This is a genomic window from Pseudomonas sp. FDAARGOS_761, assembly GCF_013343155.1.
GTDB classification, from domain to species: domain Bacteria; phylum Pseudomonadota; class Gammaproteobacteria; order Pseudomonadales; family Pseudomonadaceae; genus Pseudomonas; species Pseudomonas aeruginosa.
This window is the reverse complement of the sequence record NZ_CP054572.1, coordinates 2,622,750-2,646,777: the sequence shown is the minus strand read 5'-3', so window position 1 is coordinate 2,646,777 and position 24,028 is coordinate 2,622,750. Positions and strand designations below refer to the sequence as shown.

The window sequence follows — 24,028 nt, the reverse complement described above, 5'->3', positions numbered from 1 at the left end:
TCCTCGAAGGTGGGGCAGTTCGGCGGGCGTTCAGCGTCGGTAGAACACCAGCCCGGTGGGTGCGAAGAGGAAGATGGTGTTGTCGGGGGCGCCGTCGTAGCCGTCATCGCTGGAGACGACGATAGTATGTGGTCCGTTCTGGGCGAGCTGGCGGTAGCCGGCGCGGCAGCGCGTACAGGGTGCGACGCTCTGGCGCACGATGATGTTGCCAACGATGGCGTTGATGCGACCGACCAGGGCATCGTTGAACAGTGTGTTCTCGTAGCACACGGCGGAGCCGGCTTTCTGACCGACGAACTGGCTGGTGATGGTCAGAGACGCGCCACCGGGCACGTATTGGGCGATGTGGAAGGAAATACCGTCGGACACACCACCGCGCCTGGTCCTCGGGGCCTCGGTCAGACGTAGGGCGTCGGCAGCGTTCATCATGGCGGTCAGCGTCGCGCCGTTGGGCATTCCGGTCCTTCCACGTCGGTCGTGGTCGACGCCGGGACCGACCAGGGTCGGGATGTCTATGGCTTTTCCGGCTACCGTGTTTATTCCGCAAAGATCGTTCCAGTTCATGAATTCGTCCGCTGTTCTCTAGCCGATACGTTCTCCATCGGAAACGGGCGGATGCCGCGATGCCTCGGGACGCTCATTCGAGTACCCACTCCGCCAACTTCCCCGTCACCTGCGCCATCAGCACGTTCTCGATATCCCGCGCGCCCGCCGCGCTGCACTTGGCGAGCACGGCCTTGACGATGGCCGGGTCGAAGTCGAACTGTTTGCCGGTAGCGGCCTTGTAGCGTTCCCGCAGTTTTTCCAGCTTGGCCACGACGATGCCTTCCAGGGTGGCTTCCTCCAGCGGCCGGTAAGGCACCACGGTCATGCGCGCGAGGAACGCCGGGCGGAAGGTTTGCAGCAGGACTTTGCGCAGGCGCTCGTCGAAGGCCGGGGTGGCGACCTGTTCGGCCGGGCTGTCCAGCAGCAGTTCGGCGCCGACGTTGCTGGTGGCGAGGATCACGGTGTTCCTGAAGTCCACCACCAGGCCGGTGCCGTCTTCCATCACACCCTTGTCGAACACGTTGTAGAAGGCTTCCAGCACGTCCGGATGGGCTTTCTCGATCTCGTCCAGCAGCACCACCGAATAGGGCTTGCGGCGCACCGCTTCGGTGAGCACGCCGCCGCTGCCGTAGCCGACGTAGCCGGGCGGGGCGCCCTTGAGCTGGCTGACGGTGTGGGCCTCCTGGTACTCGGAGAGGTTGATGCTGATCAGGTTGCGTTCGCCGCCGTAGAGGGCGTCGGCCAGGGCGTAGGCGGTCTCGGTCTTGCCCACGCCGGTGGGGCCGGGCAGGAGGAATACGCCGACCGGCTTGGCCGGGTCGCTGAGTCCGGCGCGATAGGCCTGGATGCGCTGGGCGATGGCGCCCAGGGCGGCCTCCTGGCCCATCACCCGCTGGCCCATTCGTTGCGCCAGGGAACGGATGGCGTGGGCTTCGTCGGCGAGCATCTTGCCCACCGGGATGCCGGTCCAGCCGGCGATCACCGCGGCCACGGTACGCGAGTCCACCTGCTCGGGAACCAGCGGGTCGTCCTGGCGGATGGCTTCGAGGCCGGCCGCCAGGCGCGCCAGTTCGGCGGCCAGGTGGTCGATGCGACCGTCCAGTTCCTCGTCGGGCTTGGCCGCGTCGGCGCTTTCGCTGAGGGCCAGCAATTCGCGGCGGGTGTCGAGCAGTTCGCGCACCGCTTCGCGTTCCTCGTCCCAGCGGGTCTCCAGCTCGCGGATGGTCCGGCGGTTATCGCCCGACTCGCTTTCCAGGGCGGTGATACGCGCGCTGTGGTCGAGGCCGGTGGCCTGTTCCCGGCGCAGGCGTTGCAGTTCCTCTTCCAGCGCCTGCTCGCGATGGCGCAGGCTTTCCAGCGGCGGCGGCACGTCGTGCTGGCCGAGGGCGACCCGCGCGCAGGCGGTGTCGAGCACGCTGATCGCCTTGTCCGGCAACTGGCGGCCGGAGATGTAGCGGTGCGACAGCTTCACCGCATCGACGATGGCCGCGTCCATGATCTGCACGCCGTGATGCTGTTCCAGCTTGCCGGCGACGCCGCGCAGCATCTCCACGGCGGTGGCCTCGTCCGGCTCCTCGACCTGGACCAGTTGGAAGCGCCGGGTCAGCGCCGGGTCCTTCTCGAAGTATTTCTTGTATTCCAGCCAGGTGGTGGCCGCCAGGGTGCGCAACTCGCCGCGCGCCAGGGCCGGCTTGAGCAGGTTGGCGGCGTCGCTGCCGCCTTCCGCGCCGCCGGCGCCGATCAGCGTGTGCGCCTCGTCGATGAACAGGATGATCGGCTGCGTGCTGTTGCGCACGGCGTCGATCACCCCCTTGAGGCGCTGCTCGAACTCGCCCTTCATGCTGGCGCCGGCCTGCAACAGGCCGAGATCGAGCACCCGCAGGATCACCTCCTGCAACGACGGCGGCACTTCGCCGGCGGCGATGCGCAGGGCCAGGCCCTCGACCACCGCGGTCTTGCCGACGCCCGGCGCGCCGACCAGGATCGGGTTGTTCTGCCGCCGGCGCAGGAGGATGTCGACGCACTGGCGGATCTCCCCGTCGCGCCCGACTATGGGGTCGATGCGCCCGGCGCGGGCCTCGGCGGTGAGGTCCTGGGTGTACTGGTCGAGCAGCGGGTCCGGGGCGCTTTCCGGCTTGTCGCCGCCTGCCGCCGGGCGGTTCGGCGCGGCCGGCTGTTCGCGGGAGGTCTGGATCCACTCCAGCAGGTTGGCCTGCAAGGCCTCGTGGGGAATCCGCAGTAGCGACGACGCGCTGTTCAGCAGCAGGGCGCGGCGCTCCTCGCGGTCGAGCAGGGCGAGCAGCAGCAGGCCGGAACGGATCTGCGCCTGGCCGAGCACGCTGGCGTGGACCACGGCGTCCTCGAGCAGGCCGATGGTGTGCGCGGACAGCGCCGGAGTGCGGGTATTGCCGGCCTTGAACAGCTCCAGCGACAGGTTGATCTCGGCGACCAGGGCGTCGCGCTCCAGGCCGAAGCGCGGCAGCAGGCAGGCGAAGTCGCCGCCGTCGATGTCCAGCAGCTCCAGCAGCAGGTGCTCGATCTCTACGTAATGATGGGTGCGTTGCAGGCAGCGTTGCGCGGCGCGCTCCAGGGCGCGGCGACAGTCCGGGTTGAGGCGGCCGATCAGGGCGGCGAGTTCCATTTCAGGCTACCTCCGGCTGCCGCAGGTCGAGATCGATGCGCTGCCGCTGGCCGTCTTCGACGCGCCGCAGGCCGGTGTTCCAGCTCAGCCTGGGCGGTGCACCGCGCTCCAGGCGCAGCGGCGCGCCGCCGCTCACCAGCAGGCTCAGGCGACAATCCAGGTCGGGGCCGAAGTACAGCGCGGCGAGGCTGGCCAACTGGCCATGGGCGTCGCCGTCGGGGAAGAAGCGGGCGGCCTCGCGGGCATCCAGCGGACCGAGGCTGAGGGCGATGCCGGCGTGTTCGTCCCAGGTGCGCGTGCCGGCTATGGCGTCGCGGCCCAGGCGCAGGTTGCGCCCGCCGCGTTGCAGCCGGCTGCGGCTGGCCGCGGGGATTTCCTTCCAGGCGCCCTGGTAGGCGTCGAGCCGTGCCTCCACGCCGAAGTGCTGGCGTACCAGGCCGGCGAAGCCGGCCAGGGAGCGACGCCCGCCGGCGAACAGCGCGGTGCGTGCCAGCACCGCGCTGTCCGGCAGCGCCAGGCGCTCTTGCAGGGCTTTCGGCAACAGGCCGCTGAGGGCGCGTAGCTGCGCCTGCACCGGGGTCGCCGCCGGCACCGTGAAACCGAGCGCCACGCGATGCTTGCGCAGCACCCGGTAGAGCAGGCTGAGCAGGCGGTGCTGGAACAGGTCGAGGAACTCGGCGGGGGCATGGTCCTTCTGCCGGGCGCGTTGTTGCAGCCATTCCTGGTAGGCATAGGGCAACGGGCCGTCGGGGCCGCCGAGGCCGAACACCGGGGTGGACAGCACCGGTTGCTGCGGGTCGTCGAGCAGGCTTTCCACCTCGCTCGAGGCGAACAGCGGCAGCAGCGGCCCGCGCAGGCGCAGGGCCTCCGCCCGCGGCGCGTTGCCGGTGCCCAGCGGCAACGCCTGGGGACGCTCGCGTTCGAGCAGCAGCAGCGCCTGCAACAGTTCGAAGCGCTGCGGCGTGCGGCGCAGCCGTTGGCTCAGAGGGAGAGCGGCGAGCCGGCCTGGGGTTGCCATGTCTTCACCTCCTTGTCGGCTTCCACCAGGACCGTGCGCACGAAGCGGTTGGCGGTGGCATACAGCGAGAAGAACTGCGCCAGCACGGCGGAGAACAGCACGCCGCTGGCGCCGACGAAGTGTTGCGGATCGAGTCGCAGGCGGATTTCCAGGCCATTGCGCCAGCCGCGCCAGGCATCCTCGCCGACGTGCGCCACCACCCGCTGGCAGTCGAGTTGCCTCAGGCCTTCTATCTGCCGGCGGGCGCTGGCGTCGTCGCGCAGGTTGTGCAGGGCGAGGATTTCCCGCAGGGCTTCGAGGGCGCGCGGGCCTTCCACCAGCGAGAGGTGGTTGAGGGTCAGCTGCGAGACCAGTCTCCAGCGCGACTGGCCGTCCAGGCGCGGCTGGCTCTGCGCGCTGGGTGCGTTGCGCAGGCGTGCGGCGGCGACCGGCCCGGGCCGTTCGAAGCCCAGCGCGGTGCCGGCACCCAGGCGCTCGGCCAGATAGCGATTGGTGCATAGCAGCTCGGCGGTCAGGCTGAAGGCCGGGGCCTCGCGCAACGGGTCGAAGCCGGTATCCACCAGGCTCAGCAGCAGGTCGCTGCCCAGCCGGTTCGGGGTCAGCCCGGCGATGCGCCGGGCGTGCCAGTAGAGCGTGCCGAGGTGGCTGTCGTGGCGGCAGCCATAGTAGGCCGGGACTGGCTGCACGGTGCTCCCGGCAACCGAGCGCACGGCGCGGATGCTATGGATTTCCACGCTGTTCTCGCGGTGACTGTCGGCGACCAGGCGGTACTCGCTGCGGGTGCCGTCCGGGCGCAGCGGCTCCGAGGTCCGCGGAAAGAGGTTGATCGCCGGCGCGCAGCCGAGCTGGAAGTCTTCCGCCTGCAAATGCAGGCGTGCCGTCGGTGCGCGATCGAAGACCAGGTACAGGTAGAGCGTCTGTCCGTCGGCGAGTGCGCCGGACAGCGGCAGGTCGAAGAAGTGGAACTTGTCGGGGAAGGCGAAGTACTCGGCGAGCAGGCGCAGGCCCGGATGTCCGCCGTCTTCCTCCGGCAGCAGCGCCTCGTCGGCGGCGAAGCCGACGATCTCCGGCAGTCCGCGGAGCGCCGCCGGCGGCGTGCCGGGCGCCCCCGCCATGACCTGCACGGCATGCGCGGCGAGCAGGTCGTAGAGGATCGCACAGCCCATCGGCGAAGCCGCCAGGTGGATGCGCAGGCGCTCGATCGACAGTTCGACCCAGCGGTACTCGCCCAGGCAGCGCAGGCTCAGGCGCAACGCCGAGCGGGCGGCGCCGACTCCGGTCAGGGCTTGCGCCTCCTCGCCGCCGAGCAGGGTCGCTTCGTCGATCGCCAGCGGCCACAGGGTCGCCTCGGCGCTGCTGCGGAAATGCACGCTGTCGCCGCCGCGGGTGGTGACGAACAGTGCGGTGTCGCGCGGCAGCCGGTAGCCCTCGGCGAGGTTGCCCTGGGTCGGGTCCGGTTCGAACTGGACGATCGTGCAGGACGGCAGCGGGCGCAGCGCCAGGGGGTAGAGCTGTTCGAGGAGGGCGTCGCTGAACTCCGCGTAGTCGTCGTCGAGGCGCCGTTGCAGGCGCGCGGTGAGCAGCGAGAAGCCTTCCAGCAGACGCTCGACGTGCGGGTCGGGGCATTCGCCGGGGGCCAGTTGCAGGCGCCGGGCGACCTTCGGATAGCGCTCGGCGAAGGCGCCGCCGGCATGCCGCAGCCAGGTCAGCTCGCGCTGGTAGTAGTCGAGCAGGTCGGCATCAATCGAATCGCTCATGGCGCACCTCGAGGCCATCGTTGCCCTGTTCGATGACGAATAGCGCAGGCATCAGGCGCGACCCGCTGCGCAGGCGGCCGCCGAGCTGGATACGCAGGCGCTGCGGATTGTCCGGGTCAGGTTCGACCTCGACCTCGGCCAGTTGCAGGCGCGGCTCGAAATGCTCGACCGCCGCCCGCACCTCGCGTGCCAGCTGGCGCCGGTCCTCGGCGCGCAGGCGTTGCACGGCGGTCCAGTCGGCGAGCCCGTAGGCGAGGATGCCGCTGCGCGCATGCGCCGGGCGCCGTGTGTTGAGCAGGCGCAGCAGCTCGCCGCGGACCGACTCGGCCAGCGCCCGGTCGTCGAACGCGGGACGTTCGTCGGCCTCGGCGCTGAGGCGCTCGAACAGCGGCGGCAGGGCTCCGGACATGTCGGCGCCCGGTCACTTGACCAACTGGTTGGCGGCCAGGTCCCAGGTCGAGGCGGCCGTGCCTTCCTTGGTGCCGTCGTCCTTCTGCGCGGTCAGCTCCCACTTGATCTTGGTGAAGTTCAGCGACAGGGTCTCCACCGGCTTGCCGCCGGCGCCGCCGCTGACGCTGACGTTGGAGAGCACCACGTTGTTCAGGGTGTAGACGATGAAGGGCATGATCTGCCCGTTGCCCTCGGCGGCGTTGCGGCCGATGGTGATGGTCGCCTCGGCGATCGGCTTGCCGGCGCAGCAGTATTCGTTGAGGGTCGGGGTCGAGGTGTCGATGAACTTGGTGAGGGTGAATTCGCCGACGTGGGGTTTGCCGGAGGTGCGCTCCGAGTTGCTGACGTCGTTGGTGACCTGCATCGCCACGTTGTGGCTGTAGGACATGATTTCGATCTTGTTTTCGTAGCCGACGAGCAGGCTGTCGCCTTTGATGTCGCTGCCGAAATCGAGAATGATCGCATCCATCGCATCTGACTCCTGGAGAGGGGCTGTCTGGAACGGGAAGGGCGCCCCGCCGGCGCTGCCGGCGGGGGCGGACTCACGCCGCTACCGGCGGCGGCAGGTTGGCGACCAGGCGGATCGACGCGCTGAGTTCCTCGAGCTGGAAGTGCGGCCGGAGGAACACCGTGGCGCGGTAGGCCCCCGGTTTGCCGGCCACCTCGCTGACATCCACCCGCGCCTCGCGCAGCGGGTACTGCGCCTTGATTTCCTGCGGTGCGTTGTCGTTGATCAGCACGTAGTCGGCGATCCAGTTGTTCAGGTAGGTCTGCACGTTGTCGCGGGTCATGAAGCTGCCGACCTTGTCGCGCATGATCACCTTCAGGTAGTGGGCGAAGCGCGATGCCGCCAGCACGTACGGCAGCATCGCCGACAGGCGCGCGTTGGCGTTGGCCTCGTTGGTGTTGTAGAGCCTGGCCTTGTTGGTGGTCTGGCCGCCGAAGAACACCGCCACGTCGCTGTTCTTCTTGTGGCACAGGGAAATGAAGCCGAGATCGTTGAGTTCCTTCTCGCGGCGGTCGGTGATCGCCACCTCGGTCGGGCACTTCAGCGACAGGTCGCCGGAGCTGGTGCGGAACGTGTGCGCCGGCAGGCCCTCGACCGCGCCGCCGCCTTCCGCGCCGCGGATCGCCGCGCACCAGCCGTACTTGGCGAAGGCCTCGGTGATGCGCTGCGCCAGGACCCAGGCGGCGTTGCCCCAGAGGTACTTGGAGTGGTCGGTGCCGTTGACGTCCTCGACATAGTTCATGCCTTCCACCGGTCGCGTCTCCGGGCCGTAGGGCAGGCGCAGGAGGAAGTTCGGCAGCACCAGGGACACGTAGCGCGAATCCTCGCTCTCGCGGAAGGCGCGCCACTTGATCAGCTCCAGGCTCTCGAAGATCTTGGTCAGGTCGCGCGGCACGGCCAGTTCGGTGAAGCTGTTCATGTCGAACAGGCGTGGGCTGGCGGCGGCGATGAACGGCGCGTGGGCAGCCGCGGCGACGTTCGACAGCTTCTCCAGCAGGCCGATGTCCTGCGGATGGCGGCCGAAGGTGAAGTCGCCGATCAGCAGGCTGAAGGGGTGTCCGCCGAAGGTGCCGTATTCCTCTTCGTAGATCTTCTTGAACAGTGCGCTCTGGTCGAACTCGACCGCCTTCTCCAGATCGTTCTGCAGTTCGTTCTTGCCGACGTTCAGCAGGCGCAGCTTGAGCCGCGCGCTGGTCTCGGTGTTGCTCACCAGTTGGTGCAGGCCACGCCAGGAGGCTTCCAGCTTCTGCAACTCGGGGTGGTGGATGATCTGGTTGAGCTGGTCGCTGATCAGCGCATCGATCTGGCTGATGCGGTCGTTGATCATCGCCACGGTGTCCTTGTCGACGGCCATGCCCTCGTCGAGGACCTGGGTGGCGAATTCCGCGAGCATGTCGCGGGCGTAGTCCTGCTGGCTGTCGTCGTGGGCCATGCGGCCCTTGGCAATGATCTCGTCGAGCAGGGACAGGGTCTGGGTCGAACTCTCGCCGGATTGTTCGGCGGCGGATGACTTGGGCATGGCGGCTTCTCCGGGAAGAGGGTCAGGCCGGCTGGTCGGCCGGGGGTTCGCTGTCACCGGCCGGGGCCGCTTCGGCTTCCGGGCGGGCCGCTTTGATTTCCTGCAGGCCTTCGGTGTTGGCCACCACGTCCTGCAGCAGCTGGTCGAGGTCGTCGTTGCCGTCGAGCTTGGTCAGCAGGTCGCGCAGGCGCTGGCGCGCTTCGAACAGGCGACGCAACGGGACCACCTGCTTCACCAGGTTGACCGGGTCGAAGTCCTCGATGTGGTTGAAGCGCAACTCGACGTTCAGCTTGCTGTCGTCGCCGCTGATGGTGTTGTCGACCTGCAGGGTGGCGCGGGGAGAGATGGAGGAGAGGATCTCGTTGAAGTTGTCGCGGTCGATGTCGACGAAACGCCGTTCGACCAGCTTCGCCGGCGGGGTATCCGGCTTGCCGGAGAGGTCGGCGAGGATGCCGACCACCAGGGGCAGTTCCTTCTTCTCGATGGCGTTGCCGATCTCGACGTCGTAGGTGATCTGCACGCGCGGCGGGCGCACCCGGTCCAGCTTGTGCTGCGTACTCTCGGCCATGGCGGCTGACTCCGATGCAATGGTGGGGGCGCAATGCATCGGGGGATGCCCTGATCATCGCAGTCCCTTGCTGGATCACAGGCATGACAGGGAAAACGGCGCAGAACCTGTCCTTGGCGATCCCTCTGGTCCGTCACTGGCGACGAACTACAAAAGACGCTAGAACAGGTCTATGGATTTGCAAAATAAAATTTTCGTTGGACTCCCATGAAGCACGGATGTTTCACCATATGTCGGAAATTCTCCCTGGGGCTGGCGATCCTGGCGCTGGCCGGCTGCTCGTATTTCTTCGCGCCGCGGGTCGAGTTGCAGCGGCTGACCCTGGATGTCGCCGCGCGCGCCAACGACGACTCGCCGATCGCCGTGGACTTCGTCGCGGTGAAGGATGCGGAGCTGTTCAAGGAACTGGCCGGACTGCCAGCCAGCCAGTGGTTCGCCAATCGTGAGCAGTACCGCCGCGACTACCGGCAGCAGTTCGCGGTATGGAGCCTGGAGCTGGTCCCAGGGCAGTTCATCGAGTCGGAGTCCTTCCCCTTGCGCGGCGACCGCGCAACTGGACTTTTGGTCTTCGCCGGCTATAACACACCCGGCGCGCACCGCTTGCGCCTCGACCAGCAGCAGCGTGTCTGGCTGCGTCTGGATACCCGGGAAATGCGACTGGTCAACGATCCCGCCACGCGTTAGCGAAGGGGCAGGCGAGCGACCGTCGTGCACGACAACGTAGGACGTCGAAGGGGAGTCGTATGAGTGTTCTGCCTGACGCGGTGTGCTGGCACGAAGGGATGCAACTGCTTCCCCAGCATTTCCAGTTGCAGGGATTGCGTGCCGAGGCGCTGGCGGCGCGCACCGGACAGGCCTGCAACCCTTGGTTCTGGGGCGTGACCGCCCTGGAACTGGACCCCTCGGCGTTATGCGCCGGCCAGGTGCGGGTCCTGCACCTCGAAGCGATCCTGCCCGACGGCCTGCCGGTGAGCGTGCAGGCTGGTGTCGACGCACCGCTGGAGTTCGACCTGGAGACTGCGCTGGCGGCCGCCGAAGGGCCGCTGCTGAACGTCCACCTGGCGGTCAGTCCGCTGTGGCGGGCGGGTCAGTTGCTGCCGCTGAAGGGCCGTCTGCAATCGCGGGTCGGCGCGCCGCTGCCGGACCTGGCCAGCGGCGAGCACCCCGAGCCGATCACCGTCTGGCGAGCGTCGCTGCGGCTGGTCGGCGACGACGGCAAGGCCGACTCCGTGTGCCTGCCGTTGCTGCGCGTGGCGAAGGAGGGCGGCGCCTATGTCAGCCTGCCCTACGTCCCGCCGACGCCATTGGTGCTGCCGGAGTCGCCCCTGGGCAGGCGCGTGCAGTCGCTCTGCGCGTGGGCCCGGGAGAAGGCGCTGTTCCTCGGCGGGCGCCTGCGCCTGGCGCAGCAGGCGGGTAACCAGGACGACGCCGTGGAAGTCCGTCGCCAGCTCGCCGCGCTCTGGACCCGCCTGCCGGAGGTGGAAGGCCTGCTGGCAAGCCGCGCGGCCTCGCCGCTGGCCCTGCACGGCAGCCTGCTGGGCCTGGCCGGGGCCTGGGCGGCGCTCGATCCGCTGGCCGGCGTGCCGGCCTTCGAAGCGCTCGACTTCCTCGACCTGCGGCGTGGCTACGAGCCGCTGCTGGACTGGCTGGAGCGCGCCATCGAGTCGATCCGCGCGGGCTACCGCTGCCTGCCGTTCGAGCAGGAGGAACAGGTGTTTTCCGTGCGCCTGCCCGATCCGGCGCCGCGCCAGCGCCTGGTGGTCGGCCTGCGGATGCCCGCCGGCGCCGGCGAACAAGCGGCGGCTGACTGGCTGGAGCGCGCCATCGTCGCCTCCGATCCGCACCTGCCGTTGCTCGCCCGGCAGCGCATGAGCGGGCTGGCGCGGCAGCCGATGAATCGCCAGGAACAGGTGGCCTACAGCGTCGGCGACGACACCCGTTTGTTCGTCGTGCAGGGCGCCGGCGACTGGTTCGATGCCGGCCAGCCGCTGCGCATCGTCGCGCCGGTCAGCGGGGTTGCCAGCAGTCCCTGGCAGATCGTGCTGTTCGTCGCCGACGGCAGCGACAACACCTAGACAGGAAGGAGCCGCCAATGCCCGAAGGGAGTGCAGGGCCTTTTTCCCAGGCGTACCAGGAGCAGCCGCTCAGCACGGCATTCCGCCAGGCCTGGCAGGAATGGCTGGAGGCCTGGGGCGCCCTCGACCGCGACGCCCAGGATGTGCCACGGATGGTCGAGCGCGCCCTCGAACTGTCCACCCGCATTACCCGGCGTCTGTGGCGCAGCGCCTTCGCCAGCGTCGGCGACGCGGCGGGCGTGCAGGTCAAGGCGATGGTCTATGCCTTCGTCGCCCTGGTCGACGAGACCCTGGTCTTCAGCGCCTGGCCGGGGCAGGGCGCCTGGCAGGAAAAACCGCTGGAGTCGCATCTCTACGGCAGTCGCCAGGCGGGCGAATACCTGCCGCTGGCGATCAAGCGCCTGCTCGACGAACGCGCCCCGGCCAGTCGCGACCTGGCCAACGTCTACCTGCAATGCCTGATCCTCGGCTTCCGCGGTCGCCTGCGCGGGCCGCGCGGCGAGGCGCTGCACGAGAAGTGGCGGCAGGCGCTGTTCGCCTTCGCCTGGCAGCGCGAGGCGGACGCCGCCGACCTCGGCCGTCGCCTTGAGCAGCCTGCCGCCGCGCCGCCACGGCGCCTGCCGGTGCGCGCGGCGCTGCCGGACGGTTTCCGCCTGGGCCTGGCGGTGCTCGGCCTGGTGCTGCTGATGAGCGGCATCGGGCACCTGTTCTGGCGCGACATCCAGCATGAAATGGCGGCGGTGACCCACCTGGCCGATGCGGAGCAGGCGCCATGAGCGGCGCGACGCTGTTCATGCTGGTTCTCCTCCTGGTGCTGCTGGCGCTGCTGCTGGGGGCGCTGGGCTGGTGGTGGCGAACCCGCGGCGGTACGGAGATCCGCAGCTTCTACGCGGCGGTCCGGCAGATGGAGCGCGAGCAGGGCTGGCAGGGCCGCTACGAAGCGCCGTGGCTGCTGATGCTAGGCAACGAGACCGAGGGCGAGCAGTTGTGCGCCACCTGGCGCCTGCTGCCGGTGGCGCGTCCGGCCTGGTTCGGCCGCTGGTGGTCGGACGGCGAGGGGGCGATCCTGCTGGTGCCCGAGTCGGTGTTCCTGCCCGACGAGGGCCTGCGCCGGCAAAGCGGCGCCTGGCTGCGCCTGTTGCGTCTGTTCCTGCGCCTGCGCGGCAGGCGCGCGCTGGACGGAGTGGTCTGGAACATTCCGCTGGCGCGGCTGCAGGATGGCGAGCAGGCGGCCAACCTCGGCCTCGCCGCCCGTCGTCGCTACGTGGAACTGACCCAGCGCCTTGGCCTGAGCCTGCCGGTTTACGTGGTGATCACTGGCCTGGAAGACCTGCCGGGTTTCCAGGAGCTTCTCGCGGCGCTGCCCGAGGAGGCGCGCGAGCGCGCCCTCGGCTGGTCCTCGCCGTTCGCCGCCGAGGCGGCCTGGCAGTCGCGCTGGTGCGAGCAGGCGCTGGAGGAAATCACCGCCACCCTGACCGAGTCGATCGTCGAACTCGGTACCTTGCGCGGCCAGGTGAACAACGACCTGTATTGCCTGCCGCCACGCCTGGAAAGCCTCCGCGGTTCGTTGCAGGCGCTGCTCGAACCGGTCTTCCAGGGCAACGCCAGGGGCGAGGCGCCGCGCTTTCGCGGTCTCTACCTGAGCGGCAGCGAGGCGGCGGGGGCGGCAAGCGACGAAGCCCTGCCGGCGGTCGACGCGCCGCGTCGGCGCAGCAGCTTCGCCAGCCAACTGTGGGCACGGCGGATCCTTGCCGAGGAAGGCCTGGCCCAGGCGGTGCCGCGCATCCTCCAGCTGCGCCAGCGCTGGCAGCGCGGTATCGGCCTCGCTGCGCTGTGCCTGTGCCTGCTCTGGGGCGGCCTGATGACCTGGGTCTGGCGTGACGCGCTGCGCGACGCCGGCGAACTGTCGCAACTGCTGCATGGCGCCAGCGAGCGCTACCAGCCGCTCGACGACGACACCCGGCGCGCCGCCCAGGTCCGGCAGAACGTCCAGGCCTGGTGGCAACTGGTGGCACAGGCGCCGCGCTGGCGCTTCACCTCGCTGGCGTTCCCCAGTTCCTGGTTTTCCTCCCTGGACGCACGTATCGACAGCGCGTATCGCCGCGTTTCCGAGCGCCTGCTGGTGCGCCCGCTGCGCAGCCTGCTGGAAGGCGAGGCGAGCGACCTGCGGGCGATCCGCAGCGACGGCCAGCCCGGCCTGAAGGAGGGCGACGACCCCAGCCAGTGGAAGGACTACCTGGCGGCGAAGGACCTGGTCGCCCGCGCCACCACCCTGGAGCGCCACAATCGCCTGTTCGCCCAGGCCATCGACAACCGCAAGACGCCGCTCGACGACCTTCTGCAACTGAGTAACGATGCCTTGGGCAGCAGCTACAACGCCGGCAGCCTGGCGCGCCTGGCCTATTACAACCGCACGCTGTTCGCCGAGCGTCCGGCCGATCTCGCCGCCCTCGACCTGGGCCGGGTCGGCGCCACGGCGGCGGATAACTTCCATGACCTGATGGCACGCTGGCTGAACGCCTACTTCCTCACCGACAGCCTGGAACGCACCGGCAATGCCCTGACCCAGGAACTCACGCAGCTCGGCCAGGAACGAGATGCCACGGCGGCCCAGTTGCTGGGGGTCGGCGAATTGATCAACCACCTGCAGCAGCAGGTCAACCGCATCAACCTGATCTGGGGCAATGGCGTCGGCCAGGATCTCGTCCCTGGCTACCAGAACCTGCTCAAGAGCGCCCAGCAAAGCAGCCTGCTGGGAGACCGCGTGGAGGAACTGCAGAACCTCACGGTGCAGTTGCAGCAGCAGTTCCGCAGCGAATGGATCGCGCCTCCGGAGGCTGCCGGCGACGGCCTGCTGGTGAAGCAGGGGGCGACGCTCAAGCTGGCCGATGACCTGCTCGGCCTGAAACGCGCCATCGATGACCTGAAGACCAAGGACTTCGTCTCCGTGGCCCTGGCCGGCAAGACGCTGGCGGAGCACTCCCTGCTGAGCATCGACGACATCGGCGTGACCCAGGCGTTGAGCTTCTTCAACGACTTCAGCGGCTACTACGAGAGCACCCTGCCGTCGCTCAACCCGCGCTATCGCTACTCGGTCCTGCACGCCGCCGCCAGCGCGACGACCGAGGCCATGTGGCAAAGCCTCGGGCCGCGCAGTCGCAGCCTGACCAGCCGCAATGCCTCGCGCTTCGACGTGCAGGTCAAGCAGGTCCAGGCATTGCAGGCGGCGCTGCTGGAGTTGCAGGACATGCAGGCCGGCGCGCGCCTGCTGGCCAGCCTCAACGCGCTGGCCGTGGCCGATATCGGCCAGGCCCTGCGCGACATCGACGAGCAGGCGGTGCTGCGCGAGCCGGTCGATTTCAGTCGCTGGTCGGGCGCGCCGAATTTCGGCCTGCAGGCGTTCCGCGCCCAGGACAGCGCCGAGCTGAAGCAGAGCCTGACCAGCCAGTTCAATGCCATGGCCGCGGTCGCCGAGCGCCACGCCCCGGCGCTGGAGTGGCTGCAGGCGCAGCAGTCCAGCCTGGCCACCGCCGACTACAACGCGTTCGTGCGCTTCAGCGCGCTCAACGCCGAACTGCAGAAATTCAAGGCCGACAACCCGGCGAGCACCGCGGCGCAGCTGGCGAAGCTGGTGGGTAACGATTTCAACCAGATGGACATCGGCAGTTGCGCCGACATTCTCAACGGCGTGCTCCTGCCGTCCAGCCGCAGCGACCTGGCGACGCGCCTGGTGGACCTGCGCCAGGGCGCGCTCGGGCGCTGCCAGTCGTTGCAACAGCAGCAGGCGGCGCAGGCCTGGAAGGACCTCGCCGACTACTTCAACCAGTACCTCGCCGGACGCTTCCCGTTCGCCTACAGCCTGGAAGCGGCCGATGCCGAGCCGGGGCGGGTGCGGCACCTGCTGAAGCTGATGGAGACGCGCTTGCCGCAGGTGCGCGAAGGGCTGGCCCAGGTTCGCTCGCCGGACCTGCCGGCCGCCGAGGACTTCGTCCGCCGCCTGGAACAGGCGCAGGGCTGGCTCGGCCCGCTGTTCGAGCGCGACAAGTCGGGCCTGCTCGGCGTCGCCCTGGACATCGACTGGCGCAGCGACCGCAGCCTGGAACGCGGCGCCGACCAGGTGATCGCCTGGAGCCTGTACTCGGGCGACCAGGAAAGCCGGTTCCCCGGCGCGCAGGACAAGGGCCTGACCTGGAATGTCGGCGATCCGCTGAAAATCATGCTGCGCTGGGCGAAGAACGGTTCGCAGCGTCCGGCAGACGACCCGCGCCAGGCCAGCCTGGCGGTGGCCGACCTCGAGGCCGGCTGGAGCTACCAGGGGTCCTGGGCGCTGCTACGCATGATGCGCGCGCACTTCTCCCGGCAGCGCCCGCCGAACGTCGACTACACGGAGTTTCCGCTGGTCCTGCAACTGCCGGTGTATGCGCCCTACAGCCCGGAAAACGAGGCGCGGATGTTCCTCCGCCTGTCGTTGATGAGCCTGGGCGGCAAGACCCCGCTGTCCATCCAGCCGCTGCCGGTGCGCGCGCCGCAATCGCCGTTCGCGACGCTGTTGCCGGCCACCGTCGCCAGCACCGGAGGTACCCCATGACCCTGCCTCTTTCCGGCAACGCCCTGTCCCTGGAAGTGCTGCTCGAACCCATTGCCGCGGAACAGCCGTGTGGCCCCAGCCTGCGCTACGACCCGGACTACGACCGCTTGCGCGAGTTGCGCCGGGAGGACGACAGCAGCCTGCCGACCGGCGTCTGGCAGGCGGAAGCCAAGCGCGCCGACTGGGCCGCGGTGGAGCAGTTGGCCAGCGAACTGTTGCAGCGGCGCAGCAAGGACCTGATGCTCGCCGCCTGGCTCGGCGAGGCCTGGCTGCAACGCGGCGGGCTGGGCGGATTGCAGCGCGCGCTGGTGCTGCTGGCGGAACTCTGCGAGCGCTACCCCGAGGAGGTGCATCCGCAAGCCCAGGACGGCGATCAGTCGTGGCGGGTGCCGCCCATCGACTGGCTGTTGCGCCGCTATGCCGAGCTGCTGCACACGCGCCTGCCGCTGATGGGGCAGGGCGCCTTCGCCGAGATCACCCTCTATGCCTGGCAGAGGTTGCAGCGCCAGCAGGTCGCCAGCGGCGACAGCAAGAGCGCCAAGGCGGCGCTGGAAGCGGCGCAACTTCAGCAGAAGAAGCTCGACGAAGCGTTGCGCGCGGAGCCCCTGGTGCAATGGCAGCGCAAGCAGGCCAGCCTGCTCGCCTGCCAGCAGCAACTGCAACGCCTGGAACAGTGGTGCGACCGCTGCCTGGGCGAACTCGCCCCCAGTTGCCAGCCGCTGCGCGAGGTCATCGCGCAATGGCTGGCCTTGCTCAAGGAGTTCATCGCCATGCACCCGCAAGCGCCGCTGCCCGAAGAACAGCCACCGGTCGCGGAGGCGGACGCCGCCGAAGGCGACGCGGACGGCGAGGAAAGCGTCCCGGCGAGCGCGCCGAGCGGACCGGCTGGCGCGCCGACCAGTCGCGAGGACGCCTATCGGCAACTGCTGCTGATCGCCGACTACCTGGCGCGCACCGAGCCGCACAGCCCGGTTCCCTACCTGATCAAGCGCGCGGTGGAATGGGGCAACAAGCCGCTGAGCGAGCTGCTGGCGGAGCTGATCAATGCGGACTCGGAGGCGCGCCGGGTCTGGTCGCTGCTTGGCGTACTGCCCTAGGAGGCGTGGCTATATCTTTTATTCGAATATATAAATACGAATTCAGAATTTTTTAATCTATGGGTTCCTGGGGCAAGATGGGCGCACATTCCCCGGCTCGGAACCCAGCATGTCCGTCATCACCCATCCCCACGCCCGCGAGCTGACCAAATCGGTGCGCGCCACCGTGCTGGTGTTCAACGACCCCCGTTCCCGCGAGCTGCTGGAGCGCATCGAGCGCCTGGCGCCCAGCGAGGCCAACGCGCTGGTCATCGGCGAGACCGGCACCGGCAAGGAGCTGGTGGCGCGCCATATCCATGCCCTCAGCGGACGCAGCGGCGGCCCGTTCGTCGCGGTCAACTGCGGTGCCTTCGCCGAGAGCCTGGTGGAGAGCGAGCTGTTCGGCCACGAGAAGGGCGCCTTTACCGGTGCGTTGCAGAGCAAGGCCGGCTGGTTCGAGGCGGCCAACGGCGGCACCTTGTTCCTCGACGAGATCGGCGACCTGCCGCCGAGCATCCAGGTCAAGCTGCTGCGCGTGCTGCAGGAGCGCGAGGTGGTGCGGCTCGGTTCGCGCCGGCCGATCCCCATCGACGTGCGGCTGGTGGCGGCGACCAACGTTGACCTGGCCGACGCGGTGGTCGCCGGGCACTTCCGCGAGGACCTGTTCTACCGCCTGCACGTGGCGACCATCCAACTGCCGCCGTTGCGCGAGCGCCGCGGCGATATCCTGCCGCTGGCCGAGTACTTCATCGTCGAGCACTGCCGGCGCCTCGGCTACACCAGCGCGAGCCTGAGCCCGGAAGCCGAGCGCAAGCTGCTCGGGCATTCCTGGGCGGGCAATATCCGCGAGCTGGAGAACGCCATCCACCACGCGCTGCTGGTCTGCCGCAACCGCCTGATCCAGCCGGCCGACCTGCACCTCATCGACATGCGTGCGCGCCAGGAGCCGAGCGGCTTGCGCCGCGCCCCCGAGAGCGCCGCCGGCTCGGCGCTGGAAGCGGCGCTGCAGGCACTGTTCGAGGAAAACCGCGAGGATCTCTACGAGCACATCGAGGAAACCGTGTTCCGCGCCGCCTATCGCTTCTGCCACGGCAACCAGTTGCAGACCGGACGCCTGCTGGGGATCAGCCGCAACATCGTGCGCGCCCGCCTGGAGAAGATCGGCGAGCTGGAAACCTCGCCACGACACAACGTGGTCTCGCTGGTGGGCAAGTGAGCGTGGTGCTTTACAGTCTTTCACAATTCCCCCACAAAACCGGCAAGAACCCGGACGGCGGCTGTTCTACAACGGAGCGGTGAATCTCGTTGGCCGGACCAGGGACGTCGCCATGCCTCGCTCCGCTCGCCTGTGTCGCTCGCTCCCGGTAGCCGCTTTCCCGGCCGCGCCGAGTCCGCCCGGTCCTCCAGTCACAGCAACCTTGGTTTCCCGACCCGGCGAAGAGGATCGCTGCATGCCGTACTGTTCGCCGGAACAACTCGCCGACCTCGGCCCGCTGCTGGATTGCCTGCGCCGCTGGCCGCGCATCCGCGAGCCGCGGCCGGGGGTGTTCTACCTGGGCGACCAGCCGTTCTGCCAGTTCCATTCGCGCAATGGCCAGCGCTGGGCCGACGTCAAGCGCCGCAAGGGGCGCCTGCCGCCGTTCGTCCTGCCGCCGGGCGACCAGTATTCGGCGCGGGCATTCCAGATATTCCTGCTCCAGGCCTACAAGCTGAACTGAACTGTTGCCCGGGCAACAGTCGGACAGCAGCGCTGTTGCGTGGCTGACAGGCCGAGGCCGGAAACCCGCCGCAACTGCCCGGAAAACGCACATTTCCCCGTTGGTACGGCCCTTGCTCCAGGGCACTGCACCTAGCGCAACAGTCCACAGGGAAATCCCATGACCAGCCCCTTCAAAGTCGTCGCCGTCTCCGGCGGCACCTATCGCCCGTCCCGCACCCTGGTACTCACCCAGGCCCTGATCGCCGAGCTTGGCCAGTCGCTGCCGATCGACAGCCGGGTCATCGAGCTGACCGACATCGCCGCGCCGCTGGGCGCTACCCTGGCGCGCAACCAGGCGCCGGCGGAACTGCAGGCGGTGCTCGACGAGATCGAAAGCGCCGACCTGCTGCTGGTCGCCTCGCCGGTCTACCGTGGCTCCTATCCGGGCCTGCTCAAGCACCTGTTCGACCTGATCGACCTCAACGCCTTGATCGACACCCCGGTGCTGCTCGCCGCCACTGGCGGCACCGAGCGCCACGCGCTGGTCCTCGACCACCAGTTGCGCCCGCTGTTCAGCTTCTTCCAGGCGATCACCCTGCCCATCGGGGTCTACGCCAGCGAGGCCGACTTCGACAACTACCGGATCGTCAGCGAGCCGCTGAAGGCGCGCATCCGCCTCGCCGCCGAGCGCGCCGCGCCGCTGTTCGGCGGACGCTCCGAACTGTTGAAGATCGCCTGAGGTGCGCCGATGAACGTGTTCTGGTTCCTCCCGACCCACGGCGATGGCCACTTCCTCGGCACCAGCCAGGGCGCGCGGCCGGTCTCGCTGCCTTACCTGATGCAGGTGGCACAGGCGGCCGACAGCCTTGGCTATCACGGCGTGCTGATCCCCACCGGACGCTCCTGCGAGGACTCCTGGGTGGTGGCCTCGGCGCTGGCGCCGCTGACCGAGCGCCTGCGCTTCCTGGTGGCGATCCGTCCGGGAATCGTTTCGCCGACCGTCTCGGCGCGGATGGCGGCGACCCTCGACCGCCTGTCCGGCGGGCGCCTGCTGATCAACGTGGTCACCGGCGGCGATCCCGACGAGAACCGCGGCGACGGCATCCATCTTGGCCACGCCGAGCGCTATGAGGTCACCGACGAGTTCCTTCGGGTCTGGCGGCGCGTCCTGCAGGGCGAGGCGGTGGACTTCCACGGCAAGCACATCCACGTGGAGAACGCCAAGGCGCTCTATCCGCCGCTGCAACGGCCGTATCCGCCGCTGTACTTCGGCGGTTCCTCGGAGGCCGCCCACGAACTGGCCGGCGAACAGGTGGACGTCTACCTGACCTGGGGCGAGCCGTTGCCGGCGGTGGCGGCGAAGATCGCCGACGTGCGCCAGCGAGCGGCTCGCCATGGGCGTACGGTGAAGTTCGGCATCCGCCTGCATGTGATCGTCCGCGAAACCGCCGAAGAAGCCTGGCGCGCCGCGGACAGGCTGATCGAACACATCTCCGACGAGACCATCGCCGCCGCGCAGCAGTCCTTCGCCCGTTTCGACTCCGAAGGCCAGCGACGCATGGCCGCGCTGCACGGCGGCCGCCGCGATCGCCTGGAGATCCAGCCGAACCTCTGGGCCGGGGTCGGCCTGGTGCGCGGCGGCGCCGGCACCGCGCTGGTCGGCGATCCGCGGCAGGTGGCGGAGCGCATCGGGGAGTACGCCGAGCTTGGCATCGACAGCTTCATCTTCTCCGGCTATCCGCACCTGGAAGAGGCCTACCGCTTCGCCGAACTGGTCTTCCCGCTGCTGCCCGAACCCTACGCCAGCCTGGCCGGCCGTGGGCTGACCAACCTGACCGGGCCGTTCGGCGAAATGATCGCCAACGACGTGCTGCCGGCTCGCGCCGGCGCTTGAGCGGCCGTGCCCCCGAGGAGAAACGCCCTGTGAATGCGAAGACCCGCCCCGAGGCGCAAACGCCGTTGCAGATTGCCCGGCGCCTGGCCGCCGATTTCGCCGAGAACGCCGCCGAGCGCGACGTCGCCGGCGGCACCCCGAAGGCCGAGCGCGACGCGTTGCGCCGCAGCGGCCTGTTGTCGCTGATCATTCCGCGCGAATACGGCGGCCTGGGGGCGAGCTGGAGCGAAACCCTGCAAACCGTGCGCGAACTGGCCCGGGTCGACAGCTCGATCGCCCACGTCTACGGCTTCCAGCACCTGATGCTGGCCACCGTGCGCCTGTTCTCGCGGCCCGAGCAATGGCAGCCATGGTTCGAGCTGACCGCGCGCAACCGCTGGTTCTGGGGCAACGCGCTGAATCCGCTGGACAACCGTACCGTGGCCCGGCGCTTCGACGGCTGGCGCGAGTTCTCCGGGAAGAAGAGCTTCTGCTCCGGCGCCCGCGATTCGGAGATGCTCATCGCCTCGGCGCTGGACGGCGAGGGCGGGGCGCTGCTGATCGCCGCCATCCCCACCGCGCGCAGCGGTATCAGCCTGGGCCAGGATTGGGACAACATGGGCCAGCGGCAGACCGACAGCGGCAGCGCGATCTTCGAGCGGGTGCGGGTGGAGGAGAGCGAGTTGCTGCTCGATCCCGGGCCGCTGAGCACGCCGTTCGCCTGCCTGCGGCCGCTGATCGCCCAGTTGATCTTCACCGAGGTGTTCCTCGGCATCGCCGAAGGCGCCTTCGAGGAGGCTCGCCAGTACACCCTGCGCGAAGCGCGACCGTGGTTCCGCTCCGAGGTCGCCGAGGCCAATGCCGACCCCTATGTGCTGGCGCGCTACGGCGAATTCTGGGTCGGCCTGGAAAGCACCCGGGCGCTGGTCGAGCGCGCCGCGCAGCGCCTCGACGCCGCCTGGTCCGAGGGCCCGGCGCTGGACGCCAGCGAGCGCGGCCAGTTGGCCCTGGCCATCGCCGCCGCCAAGGTCGCCGCGACGCGCAACGGCCTCGACCTGTGCAACCGCATGTTCGAAGTCACCGGCGCCCGCTCCACTCACGCCGCCCTGCGCCTGGACCGCTACTGGCGCAACCTGCGCACCCAGACCCTGCACGACCCGCTGGACTACAAGATCCGCGAGCTGGGCGACTGGGCGCTGAACCAGTCACCGCCGCAACCGACCTTCTACTCATGAACGCTTCTACCCATACTCCCGACCGGCTGCTGACGCTGCCACGTTCGCCGAACCTGGCGACCTCGATCCGCGCCACCGCCCAGGTCTTCGAGGACCCGAAGTCCCAGGCCCTGCTCGAACACCTGTGCCAGGTGGCGCCGAGCGAGGCCAGCGTGCTGGTGATCGGCGAGACCGGCACCGGCAAGGAACTGGTGGCGCGGCATATCCACAACCTCAGCGCGCGGCGCAACGGCCCGTTCGTGGCGGTCAACTGCGGGGCCTTCTCCGAGTCACTGGTGGAAGCCGAGCTGTTCGGCCACGAGAAGGGCGCCTTTACGGGCGCCCTGGCGGCCAAGGCCGGCTGGTTCGAGGAAGCCAACGGCGGCACCCTGTTCCTCGACGAGATCGGCGACCTGCCGATGCCGATCCAGGTCAAGCTGCTGCGTGTGTTGCAGGAGCGCGAGGTGGTGCGCCTGGGTTCGCGCAAGAGCATCCCCATCGACGTGCGCGTGCTGGCGGCGACCAACGTGCAACTGGAGCGGGCGATCAACGCCGGGCACTTCCGCGAGGACCTGTACTACCGGCTCAATGTCGTCAGCCTGGAGCTGTCGCCGTTGCGCGAGCGACCCGGCGACATCCTGCCGCTGACCCGCCACTTCATCGCCGAGTACAGCCGTCGCCTGGGCTACGGCCAGAGCCAGTTGAGCCCGGAGGCGGCGCAGAAGTTGCGCGCCTATTCCTGGCCGGGGAACATCCGCGAGCTGGAGAACGTCATCCACCATACCTTGCTGATCTGCCGCGACGGGCTGATCCGCGCCGATGACCTGCACCTGTCCAACCTGCGCCTGGAGCGTGGCGAGGAGCTGGCGCGCGGGGTCCCGGCGAGCGGCGCCGCCGAGCACTTGTTGCAGCAGGCTTTCCAGCGGCTGTTCGAAGAGCAGGGCGAGAACCTCCATGGGCGGGTCGAGGATGCCCTGCTGCGCGCGGCGTACCGTTTCTGCCATGGCAACCAGGTGCATACCGCCAACCTGCTGGGACTCAGCCGCAACGTCACGCGCACGCGGCTGATCGCCATCGGCGAGCTGGTGGTGAACAAGCGCGGTGGCCAGCGGATCGATGGCGAGCGGGCGGTGCGGTTGTCGATCTGAGTTCAGGCGCTCGGGATCGCGGCGGATAAGCGCAAGCGGTTATTCGGCCAACCTCCCGCGACTATCCGCCGTGCCGGCGCTGCGGCATTCGCCCAAACCCAGCCGGGCGCAGTAGACTCGGCGCTTTGCGGAGCGTCTGGCTCCGCGCTCTGCGCCAGGTGGAACTGCCCGATGCCCGATACCTCTCCCGATCTGCCGGCCATGTCGCCGCTCGCCGCCTATCGTCAGGCCGTGGAACAGCGCGGTTTCGCTCCCGACGAGGCGCAGCGGCGCGCCGCCGAGGCGCTGGAGCGTTGTTTCCAGGCCCTGCACGAGCCGCACCGCCACGGCGCGATCCAGGGCGTCTACCTGTGGGGACCGGTAGGACGCGGCAAGACCTGGCTGATGGATCACTTCTACCAGTGCCTGCGCGTGCCCGCGCGGCGCCAGCACTTCCACCACTTCATGCAATGGGTGCACCAGCGCCAGTTCGAACTGACCGGTACAGCCGACCCGTTGCGCGCCCTGGCCCGCGAGTTGGCGCGGGACGTGCGGGTGCTGTGCTTCGACGAGCTGTTCGTCAGCGATATCGGCGACGCCATCCTGCTCGGCAGCCTGCTGCGCATCATGTTCGAGGAGGGCGTGGTGCTGGTCGCCACTTCCAACCAGCCGCCGGAGCAGTTGTACGCCGACGGCTTCAACCGCGAACGCTTCCTCCCGGCGATCGAGGCGATCCAGCGGCACATGGCGGTGGTCGCGGTGGATGGCGGCGAGGACCACCGCCTGCATCCCGGCCGGGCCGAGCAACGCTACTGGGTGGTGGAGGCGGGGCAGGCGGGCGGTTTCGTCGAACTCTTCGCGCGCCTGAGCGCCGGCGAAGTGGTGTCCGCGCAGCCCATCGAGCTGGGGCACCGCCCGCTGGCGGTGCGCCGGCACAGCGAGTCGGTGCTCTGGTGCAGCTATGCGCAGCTCTGCGAGGTACCGCTGTCGGCGCTGGACTTCATCGGCCTTTGCGACCGCTACCGGGCGATCCTGATGGACGACCTGCCGTGCCTGAGCGCCAGCCAGCGCGAAGGCCGCATAGCCCGTGGCACCGAGGACGGCGCGCAACTGGTGGAGGCGGGGGATCGCGAATTGCCGCAGTTGTCGGTGCACGACGACGGCGTGCGGCGCTTCATCGCCCTGGTGGACGAATGCTACGACCGCAAGGTGCCGCTCTACCTGGAGGCCAGGGTGCCGTTGGAGGCACTTTATACCGAGGGCTACCTGGCCTTCGCCTTCCGTCGCACCCTCAGCCGGCTGCGCGAGATGCAGTTGGCGCGCTTCGGCAGCGACAGCGCCGGCTAGCGCCGCGCCGCCGAAGCGGGAA

Annotated in this window: 20 protein-coding genes; 12 read left to right on the top strand and 8 right to left on the bottom strand. The window is 69.0% G+C overall.

All coding sequences use genetic code 11. The features are described from left to right. Positions 1-30: 30 nt before the first annotated feature. From FOC67_RS12390 to tssB, 8 genes are all read right to left on the bottom strand, one after another. The gene (locus tag FOC67_RS12390; RefSeq protein WP_003089506.1) at positions 31-564 is read right to left on the bottom strand and encodes a hypothetical protein; all 534 of its coding nucleotides are present in this window, start codon (positions 562-564) and stop codon (positions 31-33) included. Positions 565-637: 73 nt separating this feature from the next. Further along, positions 638-3,187 carry a type VI secretion system ATPase TssH gene (gene tssH / locus FOC67_RS12385; protein ID WP_009316135.1) on the bottom strand — a complete coding sequence of 850 codons (2,550 nt, stop codon included), beginning with the start codon at positions 3,185-3,187 and terminating at the stop codon, positions 638-640. 1 nt (position 3,188) lies between these two features. Continuing rightward, positions 3,189-4,205, bottom strand: a complete 1,017-nt coding sequence (tssG, locus tag FOC67_RS12380) for a type VI secretion system baseplate subunit TssG (RefSeq protein WP_009316134.1) — start codon at positions 4,203-4,205, stop codon at positions 3,189-3,191. Beyond that, on the bottom strand, positions 4,169-5,962 hold the full coding sequence (gene tssF, locus FOC67_RS12375) for a type VI secretion system baseplate subunit TssF (protein ID WP_009316133.1): 1,794 nt from the start codon (positions 5,960-5,962) through the stop codon (positions 4,169-4,171). The genes tssG and tssF overlap by 37 nt, the downstream gene beginning before the upstream one ends. Beyond that, positions 5,946-6,371, bottom strand: coding sequence for a type VI secretion system baseplate subunit TssE (tssE, locus tag FOC67_RS12370; protein WP_009316132.1), 426 nt, complete (start codon positions 6,369-6,371; stop codon positions 5,946-5,948). The genes tssF and tssE overlap by 17 nt, the downstream gene beginning before the upstream one ends. A 12-nt stretch (positions 6,372-6,383) precedes the next feature. Then, entirely contained in the window at positions 6,384-6,881 is a 498-nt protein-coding gene (locus tag FOC67_RS12365) for an Hcp family type VI secretion system effector (protein ID WP_003089495.1), read from the bottom strand. 73 nt (positions 6,882-6,954) lie between these two features. After that, positions 6,955-8,439, bottom strand: a complete 1,485-nt coding sequence (gene tssC / locus FOC67_RS12360; protein ID WP_003089494.1) for a type VI secretion system contractile sheath large subunit — start codon at positions 8,437-8,439, stop codon at positions 6,955-6,957. Between the two features lie 22 nt (positions 8,440-8,461). Next, positions 8,462-9,007, bottom strand: a complete 546-nt coding sequence (gene tssB / locus FOC67_RS12355; protein WP_003089493.1) for a type VI secretion system contractile sheath small subunit — start codon at positions 9,005-9,007, stop codon at positions 8,462-8,464. Positions 9,008-9,214: 207 nt separating this feature from the next. Between tssB and FOC67_RS12350 the strand changes: the two genes are divergently transcribed. The 12 genes from FOC67_RS12350 (at position 9,215) to zapE (ending at position 24,006) form a co-directional block, all read left to right on the top strand. Then, positions 9,215-9,691, top strand: coding sequence for a hypothetical protein (locus tag FOC67_RS12350; RefSeq protein ID WP_009316131.1), 477 nt, complete (start codon positions 9,215-9,217; stop codon positions 9,689-9,691). A gap of 59 nt (positions 9,692-9,750) precedes the next feature. Then, on the top strand, positions 9,751-11,082 hold the full coding sequence (gene tssK / locus FOC67_RS12345; RefSeq protein ID WP_023095587.1) for a type VI secretion system baseplate subunit TssK: 1,332 nt from the start codon (positions 9,751-9,753) through the stop codon (positions 11,080-11,082). A 17-nt stretch (positions 11,083-11,099) separates the two neighbouring features. Next, positions 11,100-11,858: a DotU family type IV/VI secretion system protein gene (locus FOC67_RS12340; protein WP_003131567.1), complete on the top strand. Its 759-nt coding sequence runs from the start codon at positions 11,100-11,102 to the stop codon at positions 11,856-11,858. Then, positions 11,855-15,670 (top strand): type VI secretion system membrane subunit, encoded by a 3,816-nt coding sequence (locus tag FOC67_RS12335; RefSeq protein WP_009316127.1) that lies wholly within the window; start codon positions 11,855-11,857, stop codon positions 15,668-15,670. Before FOC67_RS12340 ends, FOC67_RS12335 begins: the two co-directional genes overlap by 4 nt. Next, complete coding sequence (gene tssA / locus FOC67_RS12330; RefSeq protein WP_009316126.1) at positions 15,667-16,767, top strand: type VI secretion system protein TssA; 1,101 nt, start codon at positions 15,667-15,669, stop codon at positions 16,765-16,767. The genes FOC67_RS12335 and tssA overlap by 4 nt, the downstream gene beginning before the upstream one ends. Before the next feature lie 109 nt (positions 16,768-16,876). Beyond that, positions 16,877-17,962, top strand: coding sequence for a sigma-54-dependent Fis family transcriptional regulator (locus FOC67_RS12325; RefSeq protein WP_003089480.1), 1,086 nt, complete (start codon positions 16,877-16,879; stop codon positions 17,960-17,962). A gap of 235 nt (positions 17,963-18,197) precedes the next feature. Beyond that, entirely contained in the window at positions 18,198-18,464 is a 267-nt protein-coding gene (locus FOC67_RS12320; RefSeq protein WP_003089476.1) for a hypothetical protein, read from the top strand. Positions 18,465-18,623: 159 nt separating this feature from the next. Continuing rightward, positions 18,624-19,184 (top strand): FMN reductase, encoded by a 561-nt coding sequence (gene msuE / locus FOC67_RS12315; protein ID WP_003089470.1) that lies wholly within the window; start codon positions 18,624-18,626, stop codon positions 19,182-19,184. Positions 19,185-19,193: 9 nt separating this feature from the next. Then, positions 19,194-20,339 (top strand): FMNH2-dependent alkanesulfonate monooxygenase, encoded by a 1,146-nt coding sequence (gene ssuD, locus FOC67_RS12310; RefSeq protein ID WP_009316125.1) that lies wholly within the window; start codon positions 19,194-19,196, stop codon positions 20,337-20,339. A gap of 29 nt (positions 20,340-20,368) precedes the next feature. Next, positions 20,369-21,553 (top strand): acyl-CoA dehydrogenase family protein, encoded by a 1,185-nt coding sequence (locus FOC67_RS12305; protein WP_003139331.1) that lies wholly within the window; start codon positions 20,369-20,371, stop codon positions 21,551-21,553. Continuing rightward, positions 21,550-22,680, top strand: a complete 1,131-nt coding sequence (locus FOC67_RS12300; protein WP_009316123.1) for a sigma-54-dependent Fis family transcriptional regulator — start codon at positions 21,550-21,552, stop codon at positions 22,678-22,680. Before FOC67_RS12305 ends, FOC67_RS12300 begins: the two co-directional genes overlap by 4 nt. 171 nt (positions 22,681-22,851) lie before the next feature. After that, positions 22,852-24,006: a cell division protein ZapE gene (gene zapE / locus FOC67_RS12295; RefSeq protein ID WP_009316122.1), complete on the top strand. Its 1,155-nt coding sequence runs from the start codon at positions 22,852-22,854 to the stop codon at positions 24,004-24,006. Positions 24,007-24,028: the final 22 nt, after the last annotated feature.